Origin of the sequence: Pseudomonas sp. C8002, from assembly GCF_013385765.1 — a bacterium.
In the GTDB taxonomy this organism is placed as follows: domain Bacteria; phylum Pseudomonadota; class Gammaproteobacteria; order Pseudomonadales; family Pseudomonadaceae; genus Aquipseudomonas.
Genome location: NZ_JACAPJ010000010.1, coordinates 103,728 through 128,500, shown reverse-complemented (window position 1 = coordinate 128,500; position 24,773 = coordinate 103,728). Strand labels below are relative to the sequence as shown.

Here is a 24,773-nt window from a genome sequence, read left to right as displayed (position 1 = left end):
AGCCACAGACCCAGAAGAAGCGCGCGATAGAGAGGCGCTGGGTTGGAAGTCCTTTTTATTGTGTTATCCATTGAGTGCGCTGCCGGTAGGTAGTCGTGAATAGAAAAGATCTGAATATAAATTAATTGTCGTGGTCACCTGCAAGAGGGCTGCATATCGTGCCCCACCTGAAACGTCTCTGGGAATCACCTGATCCCTCTGGCAAGCCACTGGCGGTATAGCTTACGGGCGACTTCCATTCGCGCGATAAGGATAACCAGCCAGATCATCCCGCCCATCGAGAGCAAGGCGAACCACAGCAGGAGCCCGCGCTGTTCGCTCAAACCGTCGCGCACGTATTTACTGTAGTTTTTATCGATAAAAAATGAGCAGATGACGTCGAGCTTTTCTTCTGGCAGACCGGGAAGGATGAAGGCTTGCAGAGACCCTGATGACCGACATTGCTCAACAGTGAGCCTTGCGTCGGACCATATCCCGAACTTCACGTTTTCTTCGGAGAGGTAGAATGATGGCGACTCCGGAGAGTTTTTCAGTGACACCATCAAATACCCGGATTCAATCAAAGGTGGAGTGATCGCTACGCCTGCCAGCAGCACGATGGCCAACAAGAAACAGCAATTGGTCCTCCACTGCGCGAACCTTCTGGTGATGAAGCTCAAGGCAGTGAAGTCGCTCCAGTCAATGTAGCGCTTCACTCGACCGAAATCGCGTGGGGTGAATCCATTGTTGTACATCCACTCTTCAGCCGAGTCTGCATCCTGCAAGGTGTTTGCAGGAATGTTGAACTCATAGCGGTAGTACTCCAGCTCACGGAGGTCCTTGCGCATGCGTTCGAAACGTTCGGTTTCGAAGTGCGGCTGCCCACCAAAAAAACGCCAAATCCAGTCGCGCAGAAACAACAGAGAGCCGGAGCGTCGGTAGATGAAACAAAGCAGCCACACAACGGCGAGTAGAGTAACGATGCCGCTGAATGCAGGGAAATTTTCAACATACCAAGTCAGCGGTGTGCTTTTGGAGATTGGGGCGGTCATGGCTTAATCCTTAGTCATAACGAGTCGAACGCGCGATTCTAGGCAAACTGGGCAGAGGTGTCTTTGCTTCAGGAAAAACAGGAAGAAGCTGACTTGCACGTAGGAAGCCGGACAGCATCAAGAGGTCATTGAACTGAAACGCTTATACGGTGTGCAGATTCACGTAGACCTGCTGATCAAGGGTTTTGACGGTGCCAGCGAGCGTGTGAAGCTTGATGCCAGTTTTGCGACAATTGACGCCCTAATACCCGAGACCTATGATCAAGCCCAGCTCACTGAGCTGTTAGCAGAGGCAGGATTTTTGTATACGGCAGATACCGGAAAAACCCAGCCTGTTGCTGGGTTTTTTGCATCTGAGCGTTTTTCTCCCGCGACTACCCAACGGCCCACTCGATGATCATCAACTTCGACCTCAACGACCTCCAAGCCTTCCGCGCCGTCGTAGACAAGGGCAGTTTCCGTGCGGCGGCCGAAGCCATCCGTATCTCCCAGCCGGCCCTCAGCCGGCGTATCGAGAAGCTCGAATCCGCCCTCGACGTCAAACTCTTCGAACGCACCACGCGCCGGGTCAGCCTGACCATGGTCGGCCGCGCGTTCCTGCCGCAAGTCGAGCGCATGCTCGATGACCTGGACATCGCCCTGATGGGCATCAGCAACGTCGCCTCGACTCGCATGGGCAATGTCACCATCGCCTGTGTGCCGTCCACCGCGTACTACTTCATGCCCCACGTGATCTCCGAATTCCACAAGCTCTATCCGAAGATTCGCCTGCGGGTCCTGGACGCGAGTGCGGGTGAGGTGTGTGCGGCGGTGGAAAGTGGCGAGGCGGATTTCGGCGTGAGTTTCAGCGGCAGCCTGGCAGACGGGGTGGAGTTCGAGCTGCTGTTGCAGGAGCGTTATGTACTGGCCTGTCGCCGGGAGCACCCGCTGGCGGACCGCGCCAGTGTGACGTGGGCCGAGGCGTACGAGCACGACTACATCACCGTGGACAAGACCTCAGGCAACCGCTTCCTGCTGGACCAGGCCCTGCGCGGCGTGCGGGTGAAGAAACCAAGCATCTGCGAAACCCATCACGTGACGACCATGATCGGGCTGGTGGAGGCGGGGCTTGGGGTGGCGATGGTGCCGTCGATTGCGATGCCGGGCGGCGAACATCCGATTCTGACGAGCGTGCCGTTGGTGGAGCCGGAGGTGGTGCGCAACGTGGGGTTGATCAAGCGCCGCGGGCGTACGTTGACGCCGGCGGCACTGGAACTGGAGCGGTTGACGCGGGAGATGCCGTTCCGGTCAGTGTGAGACCGAATCCAGGCCGGTGGATTGCACCGCCGGTTGCGCCTGGGGCGAGGAGAGGAATTGCAGGAGCTTTTTCGCCTGCGCCGGGTGCTGCGCATTTACCGGAATGCCGGCGGCAAAACGGGTGACGGACTGCACGTCTTCGGGGATCTTTCCGACGTAGGTCACGCCTGGAATCGGCAGCAGTTCGGACACCTGTTGCAAGCCCACTTCGTAATCACCCTTGGCCACCTGTGAGGCCACCGGGATGCGTTCGATCATGGTGCCCTTGGACGGCATGCCGAGCTTCTTGAACAGTTCCTTTTCGACGTAGACGCCGCTGGCGCTGTCCGAGTACGCGACGGATTTGGCGTTGGTCAGTACCGTCTTCAGTTCGGCATCGGTGGCAATCGAGGGCTTGGCCGCGCCTTCCTTGACCACCAGGCCGATGCGCGAGTCCGCCAGTTCAACCCGGGACGCTTTGTCGACCTTGCCTTGCTTGATCAGCTCATCCAATGCGTAGCCGACCATGATCACCACGTCGGCGTGTTCGCCACGGGCCAGGCGGTTGGGAATCGCTTCCGGCGCCTTGCCCATCGACGGGCCGAGGATGGTGTCGAGGGTGTCGCCGCTCTGGGTGGCGTATTGCGCACCCAGCACCTTGTAGGCAGCGGTGAAGCCGCCGGAGGTCATGACTTTCAGCTCTTCGGCGTGGGCGACCATCGCCAGGGAACCGATCGCCAGTACCGCCAGTGTTTTCAGCATGGGGTTCATCAGTGCGACTCCTCAGGCAACTTGCAGACGGGCGCTGGCGCGGCGATACAGTGCGAACGTCGCGCACAGGGCGCACAGCGCGGCGAACATCAGCCAGTAGGCGGGCGATGCCTTGTCGCCCGTCTCGTGGATAAACCAGGTGGAAATCGCCGGGGTAAAACCGCCGAAGATCGCGGTCGCCAGGCTATAGGCCAGGGAGAAGCCCGCCACACGCACTTCCACCGGCATGATCTCGGTCAGGGCCGGGATCATGGCACCGTTGTACATGCCGTAGAGGAAGGAGAACCACAGCAGGGTTTCCAGCATGTGCGCGAAGCTTGGCGCATTGACCACGTAGGAAAGTGCCGGGTAAGCGGTCAGCACGGTCAAAGCAGTCATGGCGATCAGCACCGGCTTGCGGCCAAAACGGTCACTGAGGGTGCCACCGATGGGCAGCCAGATGAAGTTCGACACGGCTACCAGCAGGGTCACCAGCAGGGCGTCGGAGGTAGTCAGGTTGAGCACGGTTTTGCCGAAGGTCGGCGCGTACACGGTGATCAGGTAGAACGCGGTGGTGGTCATTGCCACCATCATCATGCCGCCGATGACGATGGTCCAGTTCTTCATCAGGGTGGCCAGCACTTCGCGCATAGTAGGGCGGTGCTTGCGGTTGGCAAACTCTTCGGTTTCCTGCAGGTTGCGGCGCAGGACGAAGATGAACGGTATGATCACGCAGCCGATGGCGAACGGAATGCGCCAGCCCCAATCGGCAACCACGGCTGGTTCCATCCACTGGTTCAGGCCATAACCCAGGGCGGCCGCGACCACGATGGAGATCTGCTGGCTACCCGATTGCCAGCTGGTATAGAAACCCTTGCGGCCCGGGGTGGCCATTTCGGCCAGGTACACCGACACGCCGCCCAGTTCGGCACCGGCCGAGAAACCTTGCAACAGCCGGCCCATCAGCACCAGCAGCGGTGCCCACAAACCAATGGTGTGATAGCCGGGCACCAGCACGATCAGCAGGGTGCCACTGGCCATGATCGCCAGGGTCACGATCAAGCCTTTGCGACGGCCCACATCATCGATGTACGCGCCGAGGATGATAGCCCCCAGCGGACGCATCAAAAAGCCCGCGCCGAACACGGCGAAGGTCATCATTAATGACGCAAATTCATTAGCGGCAGGGAAGAAGGCGGCGGCGATATAGGTGGCATAGAAACCGAACAGAAAGAAGTCGAACTGTTCGAGAAAGTTGCCGGAGGTGACGCGAAAGACCGCGCCGACTTTGGAGCGGGCAGAGTCAGGCCGTGAAGGGTTTTGCATTTTCTTGTGTCTCCAGCGTTCTTTTTAAAGTGCTTGTTTCGCTTAAGACCGCGGATAGTGGCTGACACATTTGGAAATGATAAGTGAGTTGTTTACATGTATTGATGCGTCGTGGTTATCAATTGCCGGATGCACACAAAACCGCTCCCTCATCTATGCTTGCCCAGTGTGTCCAATTCTTACGGATGGGAGGTGGGTATGAGCAACGAACAGAAGCAGCGCGAAGAGTTGGAGCAGGAGCGGGCGAGGAAGCTTCGCGAGGAAGAAAAGCCGCAGACCTGGAAGCATCCGGACGATGGCACCGAGCTGTCGGAGCGCGATCAGGAGCGCCCGCTCAGGCCTTGATGCAGGCATTTCACTGTGGCGAGGGAGCTTGCTGTGCCGAGGGAGCTTGCTCCCGCTGGGCTGCGAAGCGGCCCCAAGATTTTTGGGAGCGCTTCGCACTGGAGCGCCAGCCCGGTCCAGCGGGAGCAAGCTCCCTCGCCACATTACGATTTACTGAATCGGCATTCCCAACTCCACCAGCGTGCCATCTGGGCACCGCACACTAGAAACAACCTTTGCGCCTCCCCACGCCGCCCTTGAAGTTCATCCCGCCCTGCGAAGCAGAGGGTGGTGTCGCCGGTATCCCGCTCGCCATAGATCCCTGATTAATACAGTCGACGGCGACTGAAGCCATACCGTCAACGGGAAACTATTTGACATATTTGATTTGTGATCACATATTGGAGCCATAAGAACGACAACACAGGTTTTGACTCATGACAGATGGCCCGCTTCTCCTTCCCACCTTGCGCCAGGTGTCCCGCGATACCTTGCAAGACCAGGTCTATCGCCAGATCCGCGAAGCCTTGATGAGTGGTCGTTTCCAGCCCGGCCAGAAACTCACCATCCGCGGCCTCGCCGAAGCCCTCGGCTCCAGCCCCATGCCGGTGCGCGAAGCCCTCCAGCGCCTCAGCGCCGAAAACGCCTTTGAAGTCACCGAAACCTCCCGTCTGCGGGTACGCATGATGACGGTCGAACGCCTGCGGGAAATCCGCGATGCGCGGGTCGCCCTGGAAGGTTTGCTGGCAGAAAAGGCCGTATTGCTCCTGGAAAAAGCCGACCTCGACGAAATCTCCGACCTCTGCCAACAGATGCAACAGGCCGCCGACGAAGTCGACGTTTCCCGCTACCTGTGGACCAACTTCGCCTTTCACCGTCGGATCTATGCCGTCGCCCAGGCCGAATTGACCATGGCCGCCGTGGAAAACTTCTGGCTGCACATGGGCCCGTGTTTTGCCCTGGTCGCCCCCGATAAAGCTCACTTGCAACGCTCGATGGAGGCGCATACGCGCATCGTCGAAGCCCTGGCCGCCCGCGATGGCGCCGGTGCCCGCGCGGCCGTGACCGATGACATCATGCAGGCCGCCGATTCCCTGGCGCGCCTGCTCGTCAAGAACGACCGTTCGCGGTCGTCTGTTTCAGGAGGTAAACGTGCATGAGTGTCCTACAGCGGCTGCAGCCCTATCCTGGGTTACGTGTGTTGATTTCCGGCGGGGCTGCCGGCATCGGTGAAGTGTTGGCGGCGGCCTATCTGGAGGCGGGTGCCAAGGTGCATGTGTGTGATGTCAGCGAACCGGCCCTGGCGGCGTTTCGCGACAAGTACCCGGGCACTGTCGCCACCCGTGCCGACGTGAGCGATGCCACGCAGATCGAGGCGGTGTTCCAGGTGCAGCGCGAGCAATTCGGCGGGCTGGACGTGCTGGTCAACAACGCCGGGATTGCCGGGCCCACCGGCGGCATCGACGCCATCAGCGATGCCGAGTGGCAAGCCACGATCAATATCAACCTGACGGCGCAATACCGCTTTGCCCACCACGCGGTGCCGATGCTCAAGGAATCGTCCCACGGCCATCTGCTGCATATCGCCTCGGTCGCCGGGCGCCTCGGCTACGCCTGGCGCACGCCATATGCGGCGACCAAATGGGCCATCGTCGGCCTGATGAAATCCCTGGCCTCGGAGCTGGGCGAAAGCGACATCCGCGTCAACGCCTTGCTGCCCGGCATCGTTGAAGGCCCACGCATGGACGGCGTGATCCGCGCCCGTGCCGAGCAGGTCGGTGTGCCGGAAGCCGAGATGCGCCAGGAATACCTGAACAAGATCTCCCTCAAGCGCATGGTCACCGCCGAAGACGTCGCGGCCATGGCCTTGTTTCTCTGCTCGCCCGCCGCCCGTAATGTCACCGGCCAGGCGATCAGTGTCGACGGTAACGTCGAGTACCTGTAGGCCGCGTCAGCGTTTAGCCAGGGAAGAACACACAAGTTATACCCGGGATTTTTTTCATAAGAATAAAAGTCGGAGAATCGTCATGTCCAAAAATCGTCCTGTGATCATCACCTGCGCCGTCACCGGTGCCATCCATACGCCGTCGATGTCGCCGCATTTGCCGATCACCGCGCAGGAAATTGCCGACGCCGCCATCGGTGCCGCCGAAGCCGGCGCCGCCATTGTCCACCTGCATGCCCGTGATCCCATCGATGGCCGTCCCAGCCAGGACCCCGCGCTGTTCGCCGAATTCCTGCCGCAGATCAAGGCCGCCAGCGACGTGGTGATCAACATCACCACCGGCGGCGCACCGACCATGGGCGTCGAAGAGCGCCTGCAACCGGTGATGCAGTTCAAGCCGGAACTGGCCTCGCTGAACATGGGCTCGATGAACTTCGGCCTGTACGAAATGCTCAACCGCTTCACCGAGTTCAAGCATGACTGGGAGCGTCCGTACCTGGAAGAAAGCGACGACCGGATCTTTCGCAATACCTTCCGCGACATTACCCACATCCTCAATTCCTGCGCCGAGAACCGCACCCGTTTTGAAATCGAGTGCTACGACATCGGCCACCTGTACACCGCCGCCCATTTCCTGGAGCGCGGCCTGCTGAAACCACCGTTGTTTATCCAGTCGGTATTCGGTTTGCGTGGCGGCATCGGCGGCCACCCGGAAGACCTGGCCCATATGCGCCGCACCGCCGACCGCCTGTTTGGCGACGACTACGTGTGGTCGATCCTCGGCGCCGGCCGTGGGCAAATTCCGCTGGCCACCATGGGCCTGTCCATGGGCAGCAACGCCCGGGTCGGCCTGGAGGATTCGCTGTGGGATGGCCCGGGCAAACTGGCCGCGTCCAACGCCGACCAGGTACGGCGCATTCGCACAGTGATCGAAGCCCTCGGCCACCGCGTCGCCACGCCGGATGAAGCGCGGGAAATCCTCGGGCTCAAGGGGCGTGACCAAGTCAATTTCTAAGTGATAAACCGGCCGCGTCACGGCGCGGCCATGCCCATCCCGCACAACAACAAAAAAGGGGATAACACCATGCGTATCGAAGTGCTTGTGGACGTGAAGACCACCCTGGGCGAAGGCCCGGTGTGGGACGTCGAACAACAACGGTTGTACTGGATCGACAGCGCCGACGGCCGAATCCTGCGCTGCACCGAGGATGGGCGCGAATTGCGCGCCTGGGATGTGGGCCAGAAAATCGGCTCCATGGCCCTGCGCCACAGCGGCGAGCAAGCCATCGTCGCCCTGCAAAACGGCGTGCACCTCCTCGACCTCAACAGCGGCGAACTGGCCCTGGTGATCGACCCGGAACCCGCACTGCCCAACAACCGCCTCAACGACGGCAAGGTCGACCGCCAGGGGCGCTTTGTCTTCGGCTCCATGGACACCCTCGAAGACAGCGCAAGCGCCAAACTCTACCGCCTCGATGCGGACCTGAGCCTGCACACCCTGGACGAAGGCATCATCGTGTCCAACGGCCCGTGCTGGAGCCCGGCGGGCGATACGTTCTACTTTTGCGACACTTGGTCCGGCGAGATCTGGGCCTATGACTACGACCCAGCCAGCGGCGCGGTGAGCAATCGACGCACCTTCGCCAAGGTCGATACCAGCGGCGGTGGCGCTGCCGACGGCTGCACCGTGGATGCCGAAGGCTGCCTGTGGCAGGCGCTGGTCTACGCCGGAAAACTGGTGCGCTACACACCCGACGGCGAGGTCGACCGGATCATCCAGATGCCGGTGAAAAAAGTCACCAGCCTGACCTTTGGCGGGCCGAACCTGGACACCCTGTTTGTCACCTCCATGGCCAAGCCACCGTTGCCGCGTTTCCCGGCCGACGGTCAGCAGCGCGGGGCGCTTTTTGCGATCACCGGGCTGGGCGTGCAAGGAATAGCCGAGCGACGGTTCGCCAGCTAGCGCGTTTTTTTCAACAAGGCACTTTCCTTTCGCAACCTTGTGTCAGTGCGCGCCCTCGCGCGCCTGGAGAAACCCATGGCAACCTTGAAAAAAGCCTCGCTGCGCAGTATTCACCGGCACTCCTGGGTGTCGCTGCTGGTGTGCTGGATGATCTGGATCCTCAACGCCTACGACCGTGAGATCGTGCTGCGCCTGGGGCCGACCATCTCCAAGCATTTCGATTTGTCGGCCGACCAGTGGGGCACCATGGCCACGGTGATCATGCTCGCCCTGGCGCTGCTGGATATTCCCGGCTCCATGTGGAGTGACCGCTACGGCGGTGGCTGGAAACGTGCGCGGTTCCAGGTGCCGCTGGTGCTTGGCTACACGGCTATTTCGTTCCTCTCCGGGTTCAAGGCCCTGAGCGGCAACCTCGCGACCTTTATCGCGCTGCGGGTTGGCGTCAACCTCGGCGCAGGCTGGGGCGAGCCGGTGGGCGTGAGCAACACCGCCGAATGGTGGCCGGTGGAGCGTCGTGGTTTTGCCCTTGGCGCGCACCACACCGGTTACCCGATCGGCGCCATGCTCAGTGGCATCGTCGCCAGCTTTGTCATCAGCACCTTCGGTGAAGACAACTGGCGCTACGTGTTCTTCTTCGCGTTCGTGGTGGCGTTGCCGCTGATGATTTTCTGGGCGCGCTATTCCACCGCCGAACGCATCACCGCGCTGTACGTCGACATCGCCGCCAAGGGCATGACCCCGCCGGACAACGCACCGGCCAGCCAAGTGAAGGGCCACGCCTGGCGCACCTTTATCGCCACGTTGCGCAACCGCAATATCGCCCTGACGGCGGGTAATACGATGCTGACCCAAGTGGTGTACATGGGCGTCAACATCGTGCTGCCGGCCTACCTGTACAACATTGCCGGGCTGTCCCTGGCCGAGTCGGCGGGGATGAGCGTGGTGTTCACCTTGACCGGGATTCTCGGGCAACTGGTGTGGCCGTCGCTGTCGGACATCATTGGCCGGCGCGTCACCCTGATCATCTGCGGGGTGTGGATGGCGGCCAGTGTCGGTGCGTTCTACTTCGCCAATACCCTGACCCTGATCATCGTCGTGCAACTGCTGTTCGGCCTGGTGGCCAACGCAGTGTGGCCGATCTACTACGCGGTGGCCTGCGACTCGGCCGAGCCGTCGGCGACCTCCACCGCCAACGGCATCATCACCACCGCGATGTTTATCGGTGGCGGCCTGGCGCCGGTGCTGATGGGCAGCCTGATTGCCTTGGGCGGCGGCTGGACCACCTTGCACGGCTACACGGTGTGCTTCTTCGTGATGGCCGGCTGTGCCCTGGGCGGGGCGCTGCTGCAATTGTTTTCCCATCGCCCGCCGGCGCTGGTTGCGCAACTCGAACCCTAGAACAACACCGATGCGTCCCCCAGCCGTTGCGCTGGCGGGGCGCCAAGAGGAATTGCCCGATGAAGACTGCCAACACCGCCCGTGAACCACGGGAGTTGAACAAACTGATGTTCGTCAAGCTGATGCCCTTGCTGATCATCGCCTACGTGCTGAGCTTCCTGGACCGCACCAACATCGCCTTGGCCAAGCACCATCTGGACGTTGACCTGGGAATTTCAGCAGCGGCCTATGGCCTGGGCGCCGGGCTGTTTTTCCTGACCTATGCGCTGTCGGAAATCCCCAGCAACCTGATCATGCACAAGGTCGGCGCGCGGTTCTGGATAGCCCGGATCATGGTGACCTGGGGCCTGATTTCGGCGGCCATGGCGTTCGTCCAGGGTGAGACCTCGTTCTATATCCTGCGCCTGCTGCTGGGCATTGCCGAAGCCGGCCTGTTTCCCGGGGTGATGCTGTACCTCACCTACTGGTTCAACCGCGAGCAACGGGCGCGGGCTACCGGGTATTTCCTGCTCGGCGTGTGTTTTGCCAACATCATCGGTGGCCCGGTGGGCGCGGCGTTGATGCGCATGGACGGGCTGCTCGGCTGGCACGGCTGGCAGTGGATGTTCCTGCTCGAAGGGCTGCCGGCAGTCGCGTTTGCCTGGGTGGTGTGGTGCAAGTTGCCGGACCGTCCGAGCAAGGCGCCATGGCTCTCGGCCGCAGAGGCGCGCGGGATTGAACAGCGCATCGCGATGGAGACCGAAGAGGGCGCAGGCGAGGGCGGGCATTCCCTGAAGAACTGGCTGACCCCGCAGATCCTGCTGGCGATCTTTGTGTATTTTTGCCATCAGATCACCATCTACACCGTGATCTTTTTCCTGCCGAGCATCATCAGCAAATACGGTGAATTGAGCACCATGAGCGTCGGCTTGCTGACCTCATTGCCGTGGATTGCCGCAGCGGCCGGCGCTGTGTTGCTGCCGCGCTTTGCGACCACGCCCACCCGTGCCCGGCGGCTGTTGATTACCGGTTTGCTGACCATGGCGTTGGGGCTGGGGATTGCCTCGGTGTCGGGGCCGGTGTTCAGCCTGCTGGGCTTTTGTGTGTCGGCGGTGATGTTCTTTGTGGTGCAGTCGATCATCTTTCTCTACCCGGCCTCGCGCCTCAAGGGCGTGGCGCTGGCGGGCGGGCTGGGCTTCGTCAATGCCTGCGGATTGCTCGGCGGGTTTGTCGGGCCGTCGGTGATGGGCGCGATCGAGATGAGCACCGGCAATGCCACGAATGGCTTGAAAGTGATTGCCGTGGTGCTGGTGGTGGCCGCGTTGGCCGCCTTGCGTTTGCGTCAGGGGCAGGAGCAGGAGCCCGGTCACACCAGCAACGAGGTAGGAAACCCCGAAGCCAGCACCAGGTAAGCCACGACTGCCGCCAGGCACAAACCGACAAATACCCGTAACAGTGTCCTGGCGGTGGGATGAGCGATGAATTTGATGGCCCAGAGCAAAATCCCGGCAATCAGGACGCTCAAGGCAGAAATGACCAGCACGATGGTGTTCTCGCAAGCCTTGGAAGCTGCTTTATAGTCCCAAAGGCCCGTGTTGAACAGTGTGCGCATAGACGCAGGGCCCCGGGTGTTTCTAAACTGCGACTTATCCAGGGCAGTGGGGCGGTCGCCGATGAATCGCAATGAATTACGCAAGGCCGACATCAATTTGATGGTGGTCTTTGAAACCTTGATGCTCGAACGCAACGTGACCCGGGTGGCGGAGAAGCTGTTTCTCGGGCAACCCACCATCAGTTCGGCCCTCAACCGCCTGCGTACGTTGTTCAATGACCCGCTGTTCATTCGTGTCGGCCATCGGATGGAACCTACCGCGCGGGCCGAGGAAATCATCAAGCACCTGTCGCCGGCCCTCGACTCCTTGTCGTCGGCCCTGAGCCTGACCCACGATTTCGACCCGTCCATCAGCACCATGACCTTTCGCATCGGCCTGTCCGATGACGTCGAGTTCGGCCTGCTGCCGCCGCTGCTGCGCGCCTTGCGCCAGGAAGCGCCGCAGGTGGTGTTCGTGGTGCAGCATGTGGATTACTGGCGCATCCCTGACCTGCTGGGTTCCGGGGATATCACCGTCGGCATCACCCAGACCCGCGGCCTGCCGGCCAATGCCAAGCGCAAATTATTGCGGCATATCCGCCCGTGCCTGCTGCGGGCGGATGCCTCGGACAAACCCCTGACCCTCGACGAATATTGCGCACGGCCCCATGTGCTGGTGTCCCACACCGCCAACGTGTCCGGGTTTGCCGATGAGTGGCTGGCGGAAATCGGTCGCAAGCGCCACGTGGTGCTCTCGGTGCCGCAATACAGCGCATTGCCGGCGCTGCTCGCCGGCACCGACATGATCGCCAGCCTGCCGGATTACACCGCCCAGGCCATGGCCGCCGGAGGCAATCTGTTCTGTGAACCGTTCCCGTTCGAAACCCCGACCCTGGACTTGTCGATGGTCTGGCTCAGCCACGTTGACACCGATCCGGCGGAGCGCTGGATGCGTTCGCGGCTGGAGGCGTTCATGAGCGAGCGGGACATGCTGCCGGTGGTCGCACCCAAATCTTGAGATAAAACCTTCAGGGAGATCCAGGCATGGCCCCATCCCGTTCCTTGCTGCGTGGGCGCGGCAGTCATGACAGCGGCAAGGTTGGCATGGTCGAGCTGTTTTTCGACCTGGTGTTCGTGTTTGCCGTGACCCAGTTGTCCCATTCGCTGCTCGCCCACTTGTCCATCGGCGGTGCCGTGCAGGTGGCGTTGATGATGGTCGCGGTGTGGTGGGTGTGGATCTTCACTTCGTGGGTCACCAACTGGCTGGACCCGGAAAAAATCCCGATCCGCATCGGCCTGTTCGGTTTGATGGTGGCGGGCCTGTTGCTGTCCTCGTCGATCCCCAAGGCGTTAACCGATCGCGGGCTGTTGTTCGCCGGCGCCTATGTGTTCATGCAGGTAGGACGCACGCTGTTTGCGTTGTGGGCGGTGCGCGGCGAGTCGCTGAACATGACCCGCAATTTCCAGCGGATCCTGGCGTGGATGCTGTTTTCCGGGGTGTTCTGGATCACCGGTGCGCTGCTCGAAGGCGAGCAGCGTTTAGCCTTCTGGGCCCTGGCGCTGTTGATCGAGTTGATTTCCCCGTCGGTGTATTTCTGGGTGCCCGGGCTTGGGCCCTCGACGCTTGCGGACTGGAATGTGGAAGGCAACCACATGGCCGAACGCTGCGGCCTGTTTGTGATCATCGCCTTGGGTGAGTCGTTGCTGGTGACCGGCGCGACCTTCGCCGAACTGCCCTGGAGCGTGGACGGGCTGGCGGCATTCCTGGTGGCAGTGGTGGGCAGCATCGCCCTGTGGTGGATCTATTTCGACAGCGGCGCCGAGCGCGCCCACCATCGCATTGCCAGCTCTGCCGACCCGGGCCGTCAGGCGCGGATCGCCTACACCTACCTGCATGTATTGATCGTCGCCGGGATTATCGTCAGCGCCGTGGCCGACGAACTGGTGCTGGTGCATCCGGGGCATGCCAGCCAGGCAGGCGTGGTGGCGATCATCGCCGGCCCGTGGTTGTTTTTGCTGGGCAGTGCGCTGTTCAAGTGGGTGATGAGCGACCGGCCGTTGCCACCGTTTTCGCACCTGGGCGGCTTGCTGATGTTACTGGTGTTGCTGCCGCTGGGATTGCAGCAGGTGTTTTCGGCGTTGGTACTGGGGGCGTTGACGTCGGCGGTGTTGGTGATCGTGGCGATCTGGGAAAATCGCTCGCTGCACAGCCTGACCGAAGTTTCACACTGAAAGCGGTCTGATTCCGCCCGGCCCCGTGCTATATGTATGACTCTTTTCCTACAACAAGCTCGGAGCCTTCATGCCGCATCTGCATCTGGAATACACCGCCAACCTCACAGAGCTGGCCGTTGAGAAAACCTTGTTGCGGCTCAACAACGTGCTGATGGCGTCCGGGCAGTTCGGTTCCGAGTTCGATATCAAAAGCCGCGCGCTGAAGGTGGAGACATTCCAGGTTGGCACGTCCATCAGCCCGCGCGCTTTTATCGCGGTGAAGCTGTCGCTGCTCAGCGGGCGTTCACCGCAGGTCAAGAAGCAATTGTCGGAAAGCCTGTTGGCGGCGCTGCAGGACCTGGGCGATTGGCCTGCAGACCTGCAGGTGCAGCTCAGTGTCTTGCTGGTCGATATGGATCGCGAGTCCTACAGCAAAGCCACCATCGGCTGACGGGCAATACTCTGAGGCGAGGGAGCTTGCTCCCGCTGGACCGGGCTGGCGCTCCAGTGCGAAGCGCTCCCAAAATTCTTGGGGCCGCTACGCAGCCCAGCGGGAGCAAGCTCCCTCGCCACAGGGGGTCATAATAATCCCTGATCCGCACACACCTTCACCACCTGCTCCCTGAACCACGTGTTGGCGCTGTCCTGCGCGCTGTGTTCATTCCACTGCATATCCAGGGTAAACCCCGGCAAACCGTTCGGCGCTTCGCAATGGCCGAACACGGTCGTGTCTGCCAGCAGCTTCAGCACTCGACGGGGCAAGGTGACGATAAAGTCAGTGCCGGTGATCATCTTCAGCGCCGCGCTGTAGCTGTTGGCGCGGGCGATCACCTGGCGCTTGTGGGACTGGCGCGCCAGCCAGCCGTCGATCATGTTGGTGTCGGAACTCCAGGGCGTGGGGAACACATGGCGCCGGGCGACGAAGGATTGCAGGCTGAACGCCGGTTCCCGGGGCGCCGAGTGTTTGTCGAACACGCACACCAGGTCGTCCTCCAGCAGCATCTGGGTCTTGATGTCCTTGTGCTCGCGATGAAAGTGCGGCCCGAAGCAAATCACCAGGTCCAGACGCCCGTCGCGCAAGGCGTCGGCCGGGACCTCGGTTTCGAGCTTCTGCACGTTGACGATCACCGGCAGGTCGGCGCGGTCGAAGTTTTTCAGCAGGCGCGGCAGGATCAACTGTTCGAAGTATTCGGGGGCGCAGACGTTGAAGGTCACAGCCTTCTGGGTGGGGTCGAACGTTTGGCTGCCGGCATGGCACAGGTTGATGCTTTCGAGGATTTTCTGCACATGCCCGTACATGGTGGCGGCTTTGTACGTAGGACGCATGCCCGCCCGGGTGTTGATAAACAACTCGTCTTCGAAGCTGGTGCGCAGCTTCTTCAGGCTGTAGCTCACGGTGGACTGGCTGACGAACAGGGTTTCGGAAACCTCGGTGACGCTGCTTTGGTCGTAAACAGCGACAAACACCATCAGGTCCTGCATATCGAGCTTTCTAAGCAAGTTGCTGTTTAGCATCCGTTCCGTCCGCAAGCGCTTTGTACCGAACTCGGTACAAGACAATACAAAATGTTAACGGAACGCTCGTACCAATAGAAAGCTCTGTCGGACCTTTCTCTGTTTGAGGTGGGACAAATAATGTTTACAACACGACCTCAGCGAATATGCCGCGCGTAATGCCGGGGATCGAAGCGCAGTACGATCAGCAGCATCACCACCACCACGGCCGTCAGTGACCACCAGGCCCACTCGAAGCTGCCCAGCTGGTCGCGGATCATCCCGGCAATCAGCGGCGACAAACCGGCGATCAGGTAGCCGATGCCCTGCACAAAGGCCGTCAGGCCACCGGCACGGCGCGGGTTGTCGAGGTGGTCGAGGGACAGGATCAGGCTCATCGGAAACAAGCCGCCAATCCCCAGGCCGAGCAAACACGGCCACAGCAGGCTCAGGTATTGCGGGCTCAGGATCAGGCCGCAGAATCCGGCGATGATCAGCACCAGCAGCACCGCTACCACACCCCGCTTGTCCCTCCGGCGGTTGGCGATGGCCGGGGTAATCAGGCCGGAGACCACTTCCATGGCCGTCAAAAAGCCCAGCAACAGGCCGGCGTTCTGTTCACTCCAGCCTTGTTCCACGTAGTACGGCGCCAGCCAGGCCAGCACGCAGGTGTAGGACGCGGTACCGAGGCCGAAGAAAATCGCCAGCAACCAGGCCCGGCGATTGCCGAAGAATGACGCCTGCGGGCCTGCGCCGGCTTGCGGCAGCGGCGGCAGCACCGAGCGTTGGGCGTACCAGAACACCAGCGCCAATACCGCGAGAACCGCCCAGATCGCCAGGCCGATGCGCCAGCTGCCGGTTTGCACCTGGATAAACGGCGAGAACGAAGCGGCGAGGGCCGCGCCGCCCATGATCGCGGTGACGTACAGGCCCATGAACAGGGAAACGTTGTCGCTGAAGCGCGACTTGATCAAGGCTGGCATCAACGCCTGGATCATCGCGATCCCCACACCGGCGGCAATGGCGCTGAGGATCAGCTCAACCGCCGAGTCCAGGAACAACCGGGAGACGGTGGCCAGGCCGATCACCACCAGCGACAGCACAATGCTGCGATGCTCGCCGAAGCGTTTGGCCACGGCCATGCCAAAAAACATCGCCAGGCCCATGGCCATGACCGGCAGCATGGTCAGCAACGAGGCTGTGCTGAAACTCAGGGCCACATCAGCGCGAATCGACGACAACAACGGGCCGACGGCGGCCATCGACGGGCGCAGGTTGAGGGCGACCAGCACAACGCTGATCATCAGCCAAACGGCGGTGGCGGGTTTTGCGCGGACGTTTTCCATGGGCAGGCCTTGAACTGACAAGGGCAGTATTAGGCCGGGCGTGGGGGAGGGCGGCAAATGAGAAAGTCGTTGGCGCTATTGAAAAAATGCGTCGGGGCTTTTCTGCCAAGGACTCTTGTGGTGAGGAGCGCTGGTTGTGGTGAGGAGAGCTTGTTGTGGCGAGGGAGCTTGCTCCCGCTGGGCTGCGCAGCGGCCCCAAGATTTTTGAGAGCGCTTCGCACTCTAGCGGGAGCAAGCTCCCTCGCCACAGTGTTGTGTGGTGGTTTTCAGACCGCCCGGATCACATGCTTGATCTCCTGAAACGCCTGCAACCCCCACGGCCCCAGTTCCCGGCCAATGCTGCTCTGCTTGTAACCACCCCACGCCGTTTGCGGGAAGATCACCTGCGGCGCGTTGATCCACACCAAACCCACCTGCAAAGCATTGGCCACTCGCTCAGCCGCTTCCAGGTTGCTGCTCAGCACGCTCGCGACCAGGCCAAACTCACTGTCATTGGCCAGCGCCACCGACTCGGCCTCACTGGCAAAACTGCGCACGCACAGCACCGGGCCGAAGATCTCCTCGTTCCACAACGCGCTGTCCAACGGCACTTCAGTGAAGACCGTCGGGCGAATGAAATACCCATGAGGCAAATCCGCTGGGCGCCCGCCGCCACACAGCAGCTTCGCGCCGGCTTGCACGCCACGTTCGATATGCCCCAGCACCCGCTGATACTGCGCACGGTTGACCAATGCGCCCATTTCCACGTCTTCGGCAAACGGGTCCGCCACGCGAATGCTCTCGGCCCTGGCCTGCAAGCGGGTGAGAAACTCGTCCGCCAGTTCGTCGGCCACCAACACCCGGCTGGTGGCGGAACACATCTGCCCGGCGTTGAAGAAACCACCGCCGCAGGCCAGTTCCACGGCCAGGTCGAGGTCGGCGTCCGCCAGCACCAGCAACGCGGATTTGCCGCCCAGTTCCAGGCTCACACCCTTGACCGTTTCGGCGGCGCGCTGCATCACCTGCACGCCCACGGCATTGCTGCCGGTGAAGGAAATTTTCGCGATCCGTGGGTCAGCCGCCATCGGCGCGCCCACCGCCAGGCCAGTGCCGCAGACCAGGTTGAACACACCGGCAGGCAAGCCCACCGAGGCGATGATCCGGGCCAGTTCCAGCTCTGCCAGCGGCGTCACTTCCGAAGGCTTGAGCACCACGCAGCAACCGGCCGCCAGCGCGGGGGCGAGTTTCCAGGCGGTGGTCACCATCGGGAAATTCCACGGCACGATCAGGCCCACCACGCCGCAGGGTTCACGGCGTACACGGGCGCTGAAATCCTCAGTGGGCAGTACCACCGGACGGTCCTGGGTGGCGTCCATTTCGTCGGCCAGGTTCGCGTAATAGGCAAAGGTGGCGATCACGTCATCCACATCGATGCCGGCTTCAAACAGCGGCTTGCCGTTGTTGCTCGATTGCAGTTGCATCAGGTGTTCACGCTCTGCGCTCACACCCTCGGCGATCTTGCGCAACAGCGCGGCGCGGTCGCGGCCGGTGCTTTTTGACCAGCCCGGGAAGGCCGCGCTGGCGGCGCCGATGGCCTCAGTCACCGCGCCTGCATCACCCACGCTCACTTGGGCCAGGGTGGCCTCGGTGGCCGGGTTGATCACGTCCAGCACGTCATGGCCGGCACGCCACGCGCCATTGATAAACAGCCCATTCAATACCGCGCTCATACCGCCACCTCCTTCATCCAAAGCCCCTGGTCGATTTCAATCAGCGTCGGGCCCTGGCGATCAGTGGCGGCACGCAAGGCGCGGCGTAATTCCTCAACACCCTGGACGCGCTGGGCAGCAGCGCCGAGGGCCTTGGCCACGCCGATAAAGTCCGGGGTGTAGATGTCCACGCCCACCGGTTCGATGGCGCGGTTGACCATGTATTTCTTGATCTCCTCATAGCCCTGGTTATTCCACAGCAGCACGATCACCGGCGTGCGCGCTTCCACGGCGCTGGCCAGTTCCGGCAGGGTGAATTGCAGGCCGCCGTCGCCGATCAGGCACACCACCGGCGCACCGTTGCCGCGCCCCAGCCACGCACCGATGGCCGCCGGCAAGGCGTAGCCGAGGGTGCCGTAGCCGGTGGAGGAGTTGAACCAGCGGCGCGGCTGGTCGAGGTTCAGGGTCAGGTTGCCGGTGTACACCGGTTGGGTGGAGTCGCCCACCAGTACGGCGTCGGGCAGTTCGTCCAGGACGGTGTTGAGGAACAGGGTTTGCGCGCGGGTGGCGGCGTCCCAGGTGGGTTCCAGTTCGCTCCACAGGCGGGCGACGCGGTGGGCGCCCCAGGTGCTGTCGCGGGCGGCCAGGGGTTTGTTGCCCAGCTCGGCAAGCAGTGCCTGCGCAGCGATTTGCGCGTCGGCTACCAGCGCGACTTGCGGCGGGTAATTGCGCACGGTCTGGTCGGAATCGATGTCGATGCGCAGCAGGGCACCGGGAATGTCGAAGCCGCCGGCGAAGGTCACGTCGTAGTCGGTTTCCGCCAGCTCGGTGCCGATCGCCAGCACCACGTCTGCCTCGGCCACCAGCGCGCGGGTGGCGACCAGGGTTTGGGTCGAGCCGATCAGCAGCGGGTGATTGGAGGCCAGCATGCCCTTGGCGTTGATGGTCAGCGCCACCGGCGCGCCGAGGGCTTCGGCCAGTTGCGTCAACTCGGGTGCTGCGTCGATGGCGCCACCACCGGCGAGAATCAGCGGGCGTTTTGCCGCCGCCAGCAACTGGCTCATCTGCTTGACCGCCGACGGCGCAGCGCCAGCGCGGGAAACGCTGACCGGTTCGCTGCCGAGCAACGCGTCGGCGTTTTCCACCAGCACGTCCAGCGGGATTTCGATGTGCACCGGGCGCGGTCGCCCGGCCTGGAACAGCGCAAATGCCCGGGCCAGTACACCGGGCAACTCGGCCGCCGACATCAAGGTATGGGAGAACGCCGCCACGCCCGCGATCATCGCGTTCTGGTTCGGCAGCTCGTGCAGCTTGCCGCGCCCGCCGCCCAGCTGGCTGCGGGACTGCACGCTGGAGATCACCAGCATCGGGATCGAGTCGGCGTAGGCCTGGCCCATGGCGGTGGTGATGTTGGTCATGCCGGGGCCGGTGATGATGAAGCACACGCCGGGCTTGCCGCGGGTGCGCGCATAGCCGTCGGCCATGAAGCCGGCGCCCTGTTCGTGGCGCGGGGTGACGTGGCGGATGCTCGAGCGCGCCAGGCCCCGGTAGAGTTCCACGGTGTGCACGCCGGGGATGCCAAACACCTGGTCCACGCCGTAGCCTTCCAGCAGATTGACCAATACTTCGCCGCAGGTCGCCATTGTCGTCGCTCTTATTGTTGATAAAGGCCCGTATTGGAACGGCTGGCCCGTAGCGGCAACAATCGATAAAAAGTCATACTAGCCATGTCCTCACGTCATGGCTGCGCCCTTATGAAACGTCTTCCGCCGCTGCCGGCCCTGCACACCTTTTGGGTCACGGCCCAGTGCTGCAACTTCACCCGAGCCGCCGAGCAATTGCACATCACCCAGGGCGCGGTGAGTCGGCAGATCGCCGGGCTGGAAAGTCATCTGGGCTATGCGCTGTTCCAGCGCCAGGCTCGTGGCTTGAGCCTCACCGAAGAGGGCCGCGAATGGTCACTGCGGGCGCAGCAGGTGTTCGGCCTGATCGGCGAGGCGGTTGAGCAGATCGGCACCCGCCGCGAGACCTTGCAGCTCAAGGCCTCCACCTGCGTGATGCGCTGGCTGTTGCCGCGCCTGATGCAGTGGCAGCAGGAACGCCCGGATGTGCCGGTGGAGTTGACCACCACCGTGGCCTACACCGTCGACTTTCGCCGCGAGCAGTTCGATGCCGCGGTGATCTACGCGCCGATTGCCGAGCAATCGGCCCAGGCCCGGCATCTGTTCGATGAGCGCCTGACACCGGTGTGTGCGCCGGCCTTGCTCGGTGGCTTGCACACGCCCGCCGATTTGCAGCAACAGGTGTTGTTGCACCCTACGCGGGATGAGCGCGATTGGGCGTTGTGGTTGAAAGCGGCGAATACACGCTTGAGCAATCTGGCCCAGGGGCATCATTTTGAAACCCTGGACCTGGCGATGACGGTGGCGTCCCAAGGCTCGGGCGTGGCAATTGGTGACAGTGCGCTGATTGGCGAGGACCTGAAGGCGGGGCGGTTGGCCACACCGTTTGAACTACGGGTGCCGACGGGGATGGGGTATTACCTGGTGTACCCGCCGGGCACTGAGCCCTCGGCGGGGTTGGAGCAGCTTATGGATTGGCTGGTGAGCCAGGCACAGTCGCCGTCACAATGAAGATCAAAATGTGGGAGCGGGCTTGCTCGCGAAGGCGCCGGGTCAGCCAATACATCTGTTGACTGACACACCGCATTCGCGAGCAAGCCCGCTCCCACATTTTTAGTGCGCGTCAGCCTTAGTAGCCGACGGTAAACCGCTGGCGTGAATGCTTCGGTGTTTCCACTTCATCAATCAGCGCAATCGCAAAGTCGGCAAAACTGATCCAGCTGCGGCCTTCACTGCTCACCAGCAATTCATCCTGGCCCAGGCGGAATGTGCCGGTGCGCGCGGTCTCGACGAACTCCGCCGAAGGCGACAGGAAGGTCCAGTCCAGGTCTTTTTCCTGGCGCAGGGTATCGAGGAAAACACTGCCGGCGCTGGCTTCGGCTTTGTATTCCTCGGGGAAGCCCGGGCTGTCGATCACTCGGCTGCCGCCCGGCAACAACAGCGAACCGGCACCGCCGACCACCAGCAGGCGCTTCACGCCGGCTTTTTTCACCGGGTTGATCACCGCTTCCGGCGGCAGGGTGGCGAAGTGCGCCGCACTGATCACCACGTCGTTGCCGCGGATGGCCTGTTCCAGCGCCTGGGCATCCAGCGCATCGACTTGCTTGGCGGTGACGCCAGGGCGCGCGCCGATCTTGTCGGTATTACGTGCGATGGCCGTGACGGTGTGCCCGCGACGCAGCGCTTCTTCCAGCAGTTGGCTACCGGCACGACCGGTGGCACCAATGATTGCGATCTTGCTCATGACGTTCTCCAGTACGGTTAAGGGTTGAATCAACTCACCACTGCATTTCGCCCTTGGCGACTTTGGCGCCCAGTTCCAGGGTGCTCTCGTCACCCAGGTTCGGGTAACGCTTTTGCATCGCCGCAATCAGGGCGGCGGAGTCCTTGGCCTTGGCGGTTTCTTCGTCAAAGGCCTTGATGTAGTCGGCGGTGAACGCCACGGATTTGAGCGACGGCGTGCCCAGGTAGTGACCCGGAATCACCGTGCGCGGTTTCAAGTCCTGGATACGTTGCAGGGTGGCCAGCCAATCGGTGTGGGACTTCGCGGTCTGCGTATCGGCCATCCACACATGAATGTTTTCCGCGACGACTACACCACCGACCACCGCCTTGATCGACGGGATCCACACAAATGTGCGGTCCGGTTGTGCGCCGTCGAGGCCGATCACCTCCAACTGCTTGCCTTCGAGGGTCAGGCTGTGGCCCTCAAGCACCTGGGGAATGACGGCTTTGCCAGGCTTGTCCGCGCCCAGTTTCGGGCCCCAGAACGCCAGTTTGTGTTCAACGGTGGCCTTGATATGGTCCACCACCGGCTGCGGTGCCAGGACTTTGGCCTGGGGGAAGGCGGCGGTCAGGGTATCGAGGCCGAAGTAGTAGTCCGGGTCGCCGTGGCTGATGTAGATGGTCGTCAGGCGCTTGCCGCTGGCGCGGATTTTTTGCACCAGTTGCTCGGCCTGGGTCTTGCCGAATTGGGCGTCCACCAGGATCGCATCTTTGTCGCCGCTGACCAGTACCGAGGTGACCGGCATCATCGCGGTTTCGCCCGGGTTGTAGGCGTCCAGAGTCAAGTCGGCCGCCATGGCGTGCGCGGCGAAGGCCAGGGAGGCGGCGGCCAGGGCCACGCGCTTGAGCGGGGAGAATCCAAACATGTGCAGCTCCAGTCATCGGTAAGGTGTGGACAGAGCTTAGTTGCACCAAACGCTACAAAAAATGCGATGCTTGGACATAGTTTGTTTCTAAAAGCGGGCAAATCATGGATCGTCTTCAAGCAATGCGGGTGTTTGTCGCGGTGGTGGACTTGGGCAGCCAGTCGGCGGCAGCCGACCATCTGGACCTGTCGCGCCCGGTGGTGTCGCGCTACCTGGCGGAGCTGGAAGACTGGGTCGGCGCGCGCCTGATGCACCGCACCACCCGCAAGCTCAGCCTGACCGCCGCCGGCAGCGAAACCTTGCCCCGTTGCCGACAGATGCTGGAGTTGTGCAGCGACATGCAGGCCGCCGTCAGCGAACCGGACGAAGCACCCCGTGGCCTGCTGCGCCTGAGTGTCAGCACCTCGTTCGGCCAGGCACAGCTGGCCGATGCCATGGCCGAATACGTCAAGCGCTACCCGCTGGTCAACATCGATATGCAGATGCTTGATCGCACGGTGAACCTGGTGGATGAGCGCATCGACCTGGCGATCCGCACCAGCTTCGAACTGGACCCCAACCTGATCGCCCGCCGACTCACGCTGTGCCGTTCGGTGATCTGCGCATCGCCCGCTTACCTGCTGGAGCATCCGCAACCGCGGCAGGTACAGGACCTGGCCCGGCACAATTGCCTGACCCACTCCTACTTCGGCAAAAGCCTGTGGCACTTCATGGAGAACGGCGAGCCGGTGTCGGTGCCGGTGCAGGGCAATATCAGCGCCAACGAGGCCAGTACCTTATTGCGGGTGACGCTGGCGGGGGCAGGGGTGTCGCGGCTGCCGAGTTATCAGGCGGGCGACTACATCCGCAGTGGCGAGTTGATCCGCTTGTTGCCCGAGGCCGAGCCGCAGCAGATGAACATCTACGCGGTGTACGCCTCGCGCAAGCATATGCCGGCGGCGCTGCGCAGCCTGCTGGATTTCCTGGTATTGAGGTTTCCGGAAGAGCCGGTGTGGGACGTCGGTCTTTAAGCCTGCATAAACAGGTTGAATGTCGCCCGATAATGGCGACTTGCCCCAGCTGACCTATGCTTATCAAAGCACCTTCTTGATCGGATCAGAGGTCAGCATCATGTCGATCAAAACAAGAAAGTACCTGATGATTTTCACCCTGTGCGCCGCCGCCACCGCGCTCTATGGCACTGCCGCCTACCGCGTCGAACAGACCCGCATGCAGCCGGGCTTCGCCTCCAGCTGCAATCATGGTCAATGCGTTGGCCACATGGCTGCCTTCAGTTCGCTACGCTAGCGTCCTGGTCGGCTTTCAACTGCTCCCGAAACGCCTTCGGGGAGAACCCGACGCGTCGGCGAAACAGCCGTGAGAAGTTGGTCGGGTCGGAAAAGCCCAAAACCTCCGACATTTCATTGATGGTCATGCTGGTGTAGGTCAGCAGGCGCTTGGCTTCCAGCAACTGGCGGTCGTGCATGATCTGCAACGCGGGCTGCCCGCCCAACTCCCGACACGTCCCGTTCAGGTGTGAGACCGAGATCCCGAGCTTGTGGGCCAGGTCTTCGATTTTCGGGTGCTCGCGATAATGTTGCTCTACCAGCTGGGTGAACCGGCGGAAGTATTCGCGGCCCCGCGGTGCCCGTGGATGCCGGCGCTGGATGGCCTGGCGGCTGATCCACACCAGCAGTACGCTGACCAGGGCGTGCATCATCATGTCCCGCGCCGGTTGGTCGCTGGCGTACTCCTCCTGCAGGCGCGCAAACAGGCTGTTGAGGTAGTCACTGTCGTTACCGGCAGGGTAGCTGCCCAAGGCGTTCAGACCATCCAGCGCAGCCCCCAGCTGCCCCTGCAAATGCGCCATCAGCGGCGCGGCCAGGGTGACCACAAACCCCTCGACGTCTTCGGAAAAGCGAAAGCCATGCACGCATAACGGCGGCAGCACCTGCAGCGTCGATTCATTCAGGGTGCTGCGCTGCCCCTCGATCTCCAGTTGTGCCTGGCCTTTGTGCACGTAAAGCAACTGGCACAGGTCCGCATGCCGGTGGGGCTGGATTTCCCACTGGTACTCACGGCTGCGCCGGGAGATGGTTTCACAGTGCAACAAATCCGGGGTCGGCCATTGCTGGCTCTCACCGTAGAGTTTGAACACTGGAATCGCGGCACTGGCAGTTTTGGTCATGGCTTCATC

26 protein-coding genes are annotated in these 24,773 nt (G+C 62.0%); 15 read left to right on the top strand and 11 right to left on the bottom strand.

The features are described 5' to 3' along the window. Positions 1 to 185: 185 nt before the first annotated feature. Positions 186 to 1,031, bottom strand: a complete 846-nt coding sequence (locus HX814_RS16580) for a DUF6216 family protein (protein WP_003211924.1) — start codon at positions 1,029 to 1,031, stop codon at positions 186 to 188. Positions 1,032 to 1,182: 151 nt separating this feature from the next. Here HX814_RS16580 and HX814_RS31530 point away from each other — a divergent pair, with 151 nt between their 5' ends. Both HX814_RS31530 and HX814_RS16570 read left to right on the top strand, forming a co-directional pair. Beyond that, positions 1,183 to 1,428 (top strand): hypothetical protein, encoded by a 246-nt coding sequence (locus HX814_RS31530; protein ID WP_008437880.1) that lies wholly within the window; start codon positions 1,183 to 1,185, stop codon positions 1,426 to 1,428. Continuing rightward, positions 1,425 to 2,327: a LysR family transcriptional regulator gene (locus tag HX814_RS16570; RefSeq protein WP_008437881.1), complete on the top strand. Its 903-nt coding sequence runs from the start codon at positions 1,425 to 1,427 to the stop codon at positions 2,325 to 2,327. The genes HX814_RS31530 and HX814_RS16570 overlap by 4 nt, the downstream gene beginning before the upstream one ends. Here the strand turns inward: HX814_RS16570 and HX814_RS16565 are convergent. Together HX814_RS16565 and HX814_RS16560 are read right to left on the bottom strand one after the other, a co-directional pair. Further along, complete coding sequence (locus HX814_RS16565) at positions 2,319 to 3,077, bottom strand: substrate-binding domain-containing protein (protein ID WP_177008922.1); 759 nt, start codon at positions 3,075 to 3,077, stop codon at positions 2,319 to 2,321. The two genes, HX814_RS16570 and HX814_RS16565, sit on opposite strands and share 9 nt — an antisense overlap. A 12-nt stretch (positions 3,078 to 3,089) precedes the next feature. Beyond that, the gene (locus HX814_RS16560) at positions 3,090 to 4,382 is read right to left on the bottom strand and encodes an MFS transporter (protein WP_177008923.1); all 1,293 of its coding nucleotides are present in this window, start codon (positions 4,380 to 4,382) and stop codon (positions 3,090 to 3,092) included. A gap of 198 nt (positions 4,383 to 4,580) precedes the next feature. Between HX814_RS16560 and HX814_RS16555 the strand changes: the two genes are divergently transcribed. From HX814_RS16555 to HX814_RS16525, 7 genes are all read left to right on the top strand, one after another. Further along, positions 4,581 to 4,727: a hypothetical protein gene (locus tag HX814_RS16555; protein WP_003211914.1), complete on the top strand. Its 147-nt coding sequence runs from the start codon at positions 4,581 to 4,583 to the stop codon at positions 4,725 to 4,727. A 416-nt stretch (positions 4,728 to 5,143) separates the two neighbouring features. Then, on the top strand, positions 5,144 to 5,866 hold the full coding sequence (locus tag HX814_RS16550; protein ID WP_003211913.1) for a GntR family transcriptional regulator: 723 nt from the start codon (positions 5,144 to 5,146) through the stop codon (positions 5,864 to 5,866). Further along, the gene (locus HX814_RS16545) at positions 5,863 to 6,651 is read left to right on the top strand and encodes an SDR family oxidoreductase (RefSeq protein WP_008437903.1); all 789 of its coding nucleotides are present in this window, start codon (positions 5,863 to 5,865) and stop codon (positions 6,649 to 6,651) included. Before HX814_RS16550 ends, HX814_RS16545 begins: the two co-directional genes overlap by 4 nt. Positions 6,652 to 6,733: 82 nt before the next feature. Next, positions 6,734 to 7,666 (top strand): 3-keto-5-aminohexanoate cleavage protein, encoded by a 933-nt coding sequence (locus HX814_RS16540; RefSeq protein ID WP_010176558.1) that lies wholly within the window; start codon positions 6,734 to 6,736, stop codon positions 7,664 to 7,666. A gap of 69 nt (positions 7,667 to 7,735) precedes the next feature. Then, entirely contained in the window at positions 7,736 to 8,614 is an 879-nt protein-coding gene (locus tag HX814_RS16535; RefSeq protein ID WP_134325896.1) for an SMP-30/gluconolactonase/LRE family protein, read from the top strand. A 75-nt stretch (positions 8,615 to 8,689) separates the two neighbouring features. Further along, entirely contained in the window at positions 8,690 to 10,012 is a 1,323-nt protein-coding gene (locus tag HX814_RS16530) for an MFS transporter (RefSeq protein ID WP_177008924.1), read from the top strand. 59 nt (positions 10,013 to 10,071) lie between these two features. Then, on the top strand, positions 10,072 to 11,403 hold the full coding sequence (locus tag HX814_RS16525; protein ID WP_087692587.1) for an MFS transporter: 1,332 nt from the start codon (positions 10,072 to 10,074) through the stop codon (positions 11,401 to 11,403). Here the strand turns inward: HX814_RS16525 and HX814_RS16520 are convergent. After that, on the bottom strand, positions 11,358 to 11,534 hold the full coding sequence (locus HX814_RS16520; protein WP_177015423.1) for a hypothetical protein: 177 nt from the start codon (positions 11,532 to 11,534) through the stop codon (positions 11,358 to 11,360). The genes HX814_RS16525 and HX814_RS16520 overlap by 46 nt on opposite strands. 130 nt (positions 11,535 to 11,664) lie before the next feature. Between HX814_RS16520 and HX814_RS16515 the strand changes: the two genes are divergently transcribed. The 3 genes from HX814_RS16515 to HX814_RS16505 all read left to right on the top strand — a co-directional run bounded on the left by HX814_RS16515 (position 11,665) and on the right by HX814_RS16505 (position 14,247). After that, complete coding sequence (locus HX814_RS16515; protein WP_003211897.1) at positions 11,665 to 12,600, top strand: LysR substrate-binding domain-containing protein; 936 nt, start codon at positions 11,665 to 11,667, stop codon at positions 12,598 to 12,600. A 26-nt stretch (positions 12,601 to 12,626) separates the two neighbouring features. Then, positions 12,627 to 13,814 carry a low temperature requirement protein A gene (locus HX814_RS16510; RefSeq protein ID WP_177008926.1) on the top strand — a complete coding sequence of 396 codons (1,188 nt, stop codon included), beginning with the start codon at positions 12,627 to 12,629 and terminating at the stop codon, positions 13,812 to 13,814. A gap of 70 nt (positions 13,815 to 13,884) precedes the next feature. Continuing rightward, positions 13,885 to 14,247, top strand: coding sequence for a 5-carboxymethyl-2-hydroxymuconate Delta-isomerase (locus HX814_RS16505; RefSeq protein ID WP_177008927.1), 363 nt, complete (start codon positions 13,885 to 13,887; stop codon positions 14,245 to 14,247). A 128-nt stretch (positions 14,248 to 14,375) separates the two neighbouring features. Here HX814_RS16505 and HX814_RS16500 read toward each other — a convergent pair whose 3' ends face one another. The 4 genes from HX814_RS16500 to HX814_RS16485 all read right to left on the bottom strand — a co-directional run bounded on the left by HX814_RS16500 (position 14,376) and on the right by HX814_RS16485 (position 19,967). Further along, positions 14,376 to 15,311: a LysR family transcriptional regulator gene (locus tag HX814_RS16500; protein ID WP_023659100.1), complete on the bottom strand. Its 936-nt coding sequence runs from the start codon at positions 15,309 to 15,311 to the stop codon at positions 14,376 to 14,378. A gap of 137 nt (positions 15,312 to 15,448) precedes the next feature. Then, the gene (locus tag HX814_RS16495) at positions 15,449 to 16,636 is read right to left on the bottom strand and encodes a cyanate transporter (protein ID WP_177008928.1); all 1,188 of its coding nucleotides are present in this window, start codon (positions 16,634 to 16,636) and stop codon (positions 15,449 to 15,451) included. A 266-nt stretch (positions 16,637 to 16,902) separates the two neighbouring features. Continuing rightward, positions 16,903 to 18,345, bottom strand: a complete 1,443-nt coding sequence (locus tag HX814_RS16490) for an aldehyde dehydrogenase family protein (protein ID WP_177008929.1) — start codon at positions 18,343 to 18,345, stop codon at positions 16,903 to 16,905. Further along, entirely contained in the window at positions 18,342 to 19,967 is a 1,626-nt protein-coding gene (locus tag HX814_RS16485) for a 5-guanidino-2-oxopentanoate decarboxylase (protein WP_177008930.1), read from the bottom strand. Before HX814_RS16485 ends, HX814_RS16490 begins: the two co-directional genes overlap by 4 nt. Positions 19,968 to 20,078: 111 nt before the next feature. Between HX814_RS16485 and HX814_RS16480 the strand changes: the two genes are divergently transcribed. Beyond that, on the top strand, positions 20,079 to 20,957 hold the full coding sequence (locus HX814_RS16480; RefSeq protein WP_008437911.1) for a LysR substrate-binding domain-containing protein: 879 nt from the start codon (positions 20,079 to 20,081) through the stop codon (positions 20,955 to 20,957). A gap of 118 nt (positions 20,958 to 21,075) precedes the next feature. Here HX814_RS16480 and HX814_RS16475 read toward each other — a convergent pair whose 3' ends face one another. Together HX814_RS16475 and HX814_RS16470 are read right to left on the bottom strand one after the other, a co-directional pair. Further along, entirely contained in the window at positions 21,076 to 21,690 is a 615-nt protein-coding gene (locus HX814_RS16475; protein ID WP_102368311.1) for an NAD(P)-dependent oxidoreductase, read from the bottom strand. A 34-nt stretch (positions 21,691 to 21,724) separates the two neighbouring features. Further along, positions 21,725 to 22,597, bottom strand: coding sequence for an MBL fold metallo-hydrolase (locus HX814_RS16470; protein WP_102368312.1), 873 nt, complete (start codon positions 22,595 to 22,597; stop codon positions 21,725 to 21,727). A gap of 104 nt (positions 22,598 to 22,701) precedes the next feature. Between HX814_RS16470 and HX814_RS16465 the strand changes: the two genes are divergently transcribed. Next, on the top strand, positions 22,702 to 23,607 hold the full coding sequence (locus tag HX814_RS16465; RefSeq protein WP_003210653.1) for a LysR family transcriptional regulator: 906 nt from the start codon (positions 22,702 to 22,704) through the stop codon (positions 23,605 to 23,607). Positions 23,608 to 23,707: 100 nt separating this feature from the next. Then, the gene (locus HX814_RS16460) at positions 23,708 to 23,884 is read left to right on the top strand and encodes a hypothetical protein (protein WP_162835184.1); all 177 of its coding nucleotides are present in this window, start codon (positions 23,708 to 23,710) and stop codon (positions 23,882 to 23,884) included. On the opposite strand, the gene HX814_RS16455 is transcribed toward HX814_RS16460, so the two are convergent. Then, on the bottom strand, positions 23,868 to 24,764 hold the full coding sequence (locus HX814_RS16455) for a helix-turn-helix domain-containing protein (protein WP_177008931.1): 897 nt from the start codon (positions 24,762 to 24,764) through the stop codon (positions 23,868 to 23,870). The genes HX814_RS16460 and HX814_RS16455 overlap by 17 nt on opposite strands. Between the last annotated feature and the right edge of the window lie 9 nt (positions 24,765 to 24,773).

What these genes read in the sequence shown, in the direction of transcription:
- HX814_RS16570 (WP_008437881.1), top strand. Translation starts at nt 1,425, where the DNA reads ATGATCATCAACTTCGACCTCAACGACCTCCAAGCCTTCCGCGCCGTC.
- HX814_RS16480 (WP_008437911.1), top strand. Translation starts at nt 20,079, where the DNA reads ATGAAACGTCTTCCGCCGCTGCCGGCCCTGCACACCTTTTGGGTCACG.
- HX814_RS16580 (WP_003211924.1), bottom strand. Translation starts at nt 1,031, where the DNA reads ATGACCGCCCCAATCTCCAAAAGCACACCGCTGACTTGGTATGTTGAA.
- HX814_RS16560 (WP_177008923.1), bottom strand. Translation starts at nt 4,382, where the DNA reads ATGCAAAACCCTTCACGGCCTGACTCTGCCCGCTCCAAAGTCGGCGCG.
- HX814_RS16455 (WP_177008931.1), bottom strand. Translation starts at nt 24,764, where the DNA reads ATGACCAAAACTGCCAGTGCCGCGATTCCAGTGTTCAAACTCTACGGT.
- HX814_RS16525 (WP_087692587.1), top strand. Translation starts at nt 10,072, where the DNA reads ATGAAGACTGCCAACACCGCCCGTGAACCACGGGAGTTGAACAAACTG.
- HX814_RS16490 (WP_177008929.1), bottom strand. Translation starts at nt 18,345, where the DNA reads ATGAGCGCGGTATTGAATGGGCTGTTTATCAATGGCGCGTGGCGTGCC.
- HX814_RS16485 (WP_177008930.1), bottom strand. Translation starts at nt 19,967, where the DNA reads ATGGCGACCTGCGGCGAAGTATTGGTCAATCTGCTGGAAGGCTACGGC.
- HX814_RS16565 (WP_177008922.1), bottom strand. Translation starts at nt 3,077, where the DNA reads ATGAACCCCATGCTGAAAACACTGGCGGTACTGGCGATCGGTTCCCTG.
- HX814_RS16555 (WP_003211914.1), top strand. Translation starts at nt 4,581, where the DNA reads ATGAGCAACGAACAGAAGCAGCGCGAAGAGTTGGAGCAGGAGCGGGCG.
- HX814_RS16465 (WP_003210653.1), top strand. Translation starts at nt 22,702, where the DNA reads ATGGATCGTCTTCAAGCAATGCGGGTGTTTGTCGCGGTGGTGGACTTG.
- HX814_RS16460 (WP_162835184.1), top strand. Translation starts at nt 23,708, where the DNA reads ATGTCGATCAAAACAAGAAAGTACCTGATGATTTTCACCCTGTGCGCC.
- HX814_RS16505 (WP_177008927.1), top strand. Translation starts at nt 13,885, where the DNA reads ATGCCGCATCTGCATCTGGAATACACCGCCAACCTCACAGAGCTGGCC.
- HX814_RS16540 (WP_010176558.1), top strand. Translation starts at nt 6,734, where the DNA reads ATGTCCAAAAATCGTCCTGTGATCATCACCTGCGCCGTCACCGGTGCC.
- HX814_RS16545 (WP_008437903.1), top strand. Translation starts at nt 5,863, where the DNA reads ATGAGTGTCCTACAGCGGCTGCAGCCCTATCCTGGGTTACGTGTGTTG.
- HX814_RS16495 (WP_177008928.1), bottom strand. Translation starts at nt 16,636, where the DNA reads ATGGAAAACGTCCGCGCAAAACCCGCCACCGCCGTTTGGCTGATGATC.
- HX814_RS16475 (WP_102368311.1), bottom strand. Translation starts at nt 21,690, where the DNA reads ATGAGCAAGATCGCAATCATTGGTGCCACCGGTCGTGCCGGTAGCCAA.
- HX814_RS16515 (WP_003211897.1), top strand. Translation starts at nt 11,665, where the DNA reads ATGAATCGCAATGAATTACGCAAGGCCGACATCAATTTGATGGTGGTC.
- HX814_RS16535 (WP_134325896.1), top strand. Translation starts at nt 7,736, where the DNA reads ATGCGTATCGAAGTGCTTGTGGACGTGAAGACCACCCTGGGCGAAGGC.
- HX814_RS16530 (WP_177008924.1), top strand. Translation starts at nt 8,690, where the DNA reads ATGGCAACCTTGAAAAAAGCCTCGCTGCGCAGTATTCACCGGCACTCC.
- HX814_RS16470 (WP_102368312.1), bottom strand. Translation starts at nt 22,597, where the DNA reads ATGTTTGGATTCTCCCCGCTCAAGCGCGTGGCCCTGGCCGCCGCCTCC.
- HX814_RS16550 (WP_003211913.1), top strand. Translation starts at nt 5,144, where the DNA reads ATGACAGATGGCCCGCTTCTCCTTCCCACCTTGCGCCAGGTGTCCCGC.
- HX814_RS16500 (WP_023659100.1), bottom strand. Translation starts at nt 15,311, where the DNA reads ATGCTAAACAGCAACTTGCTTAGAAAGCTCGATATGCAGGACCTGATG.
- HX814_RS16510 (WP_177008926.1), top strand. Translation starts at nt 12,627, where the DNA reads ATGGCCCCATCCCGTTCCTTGCTGCGTGGGCGCGGCAGTCATGACAGC.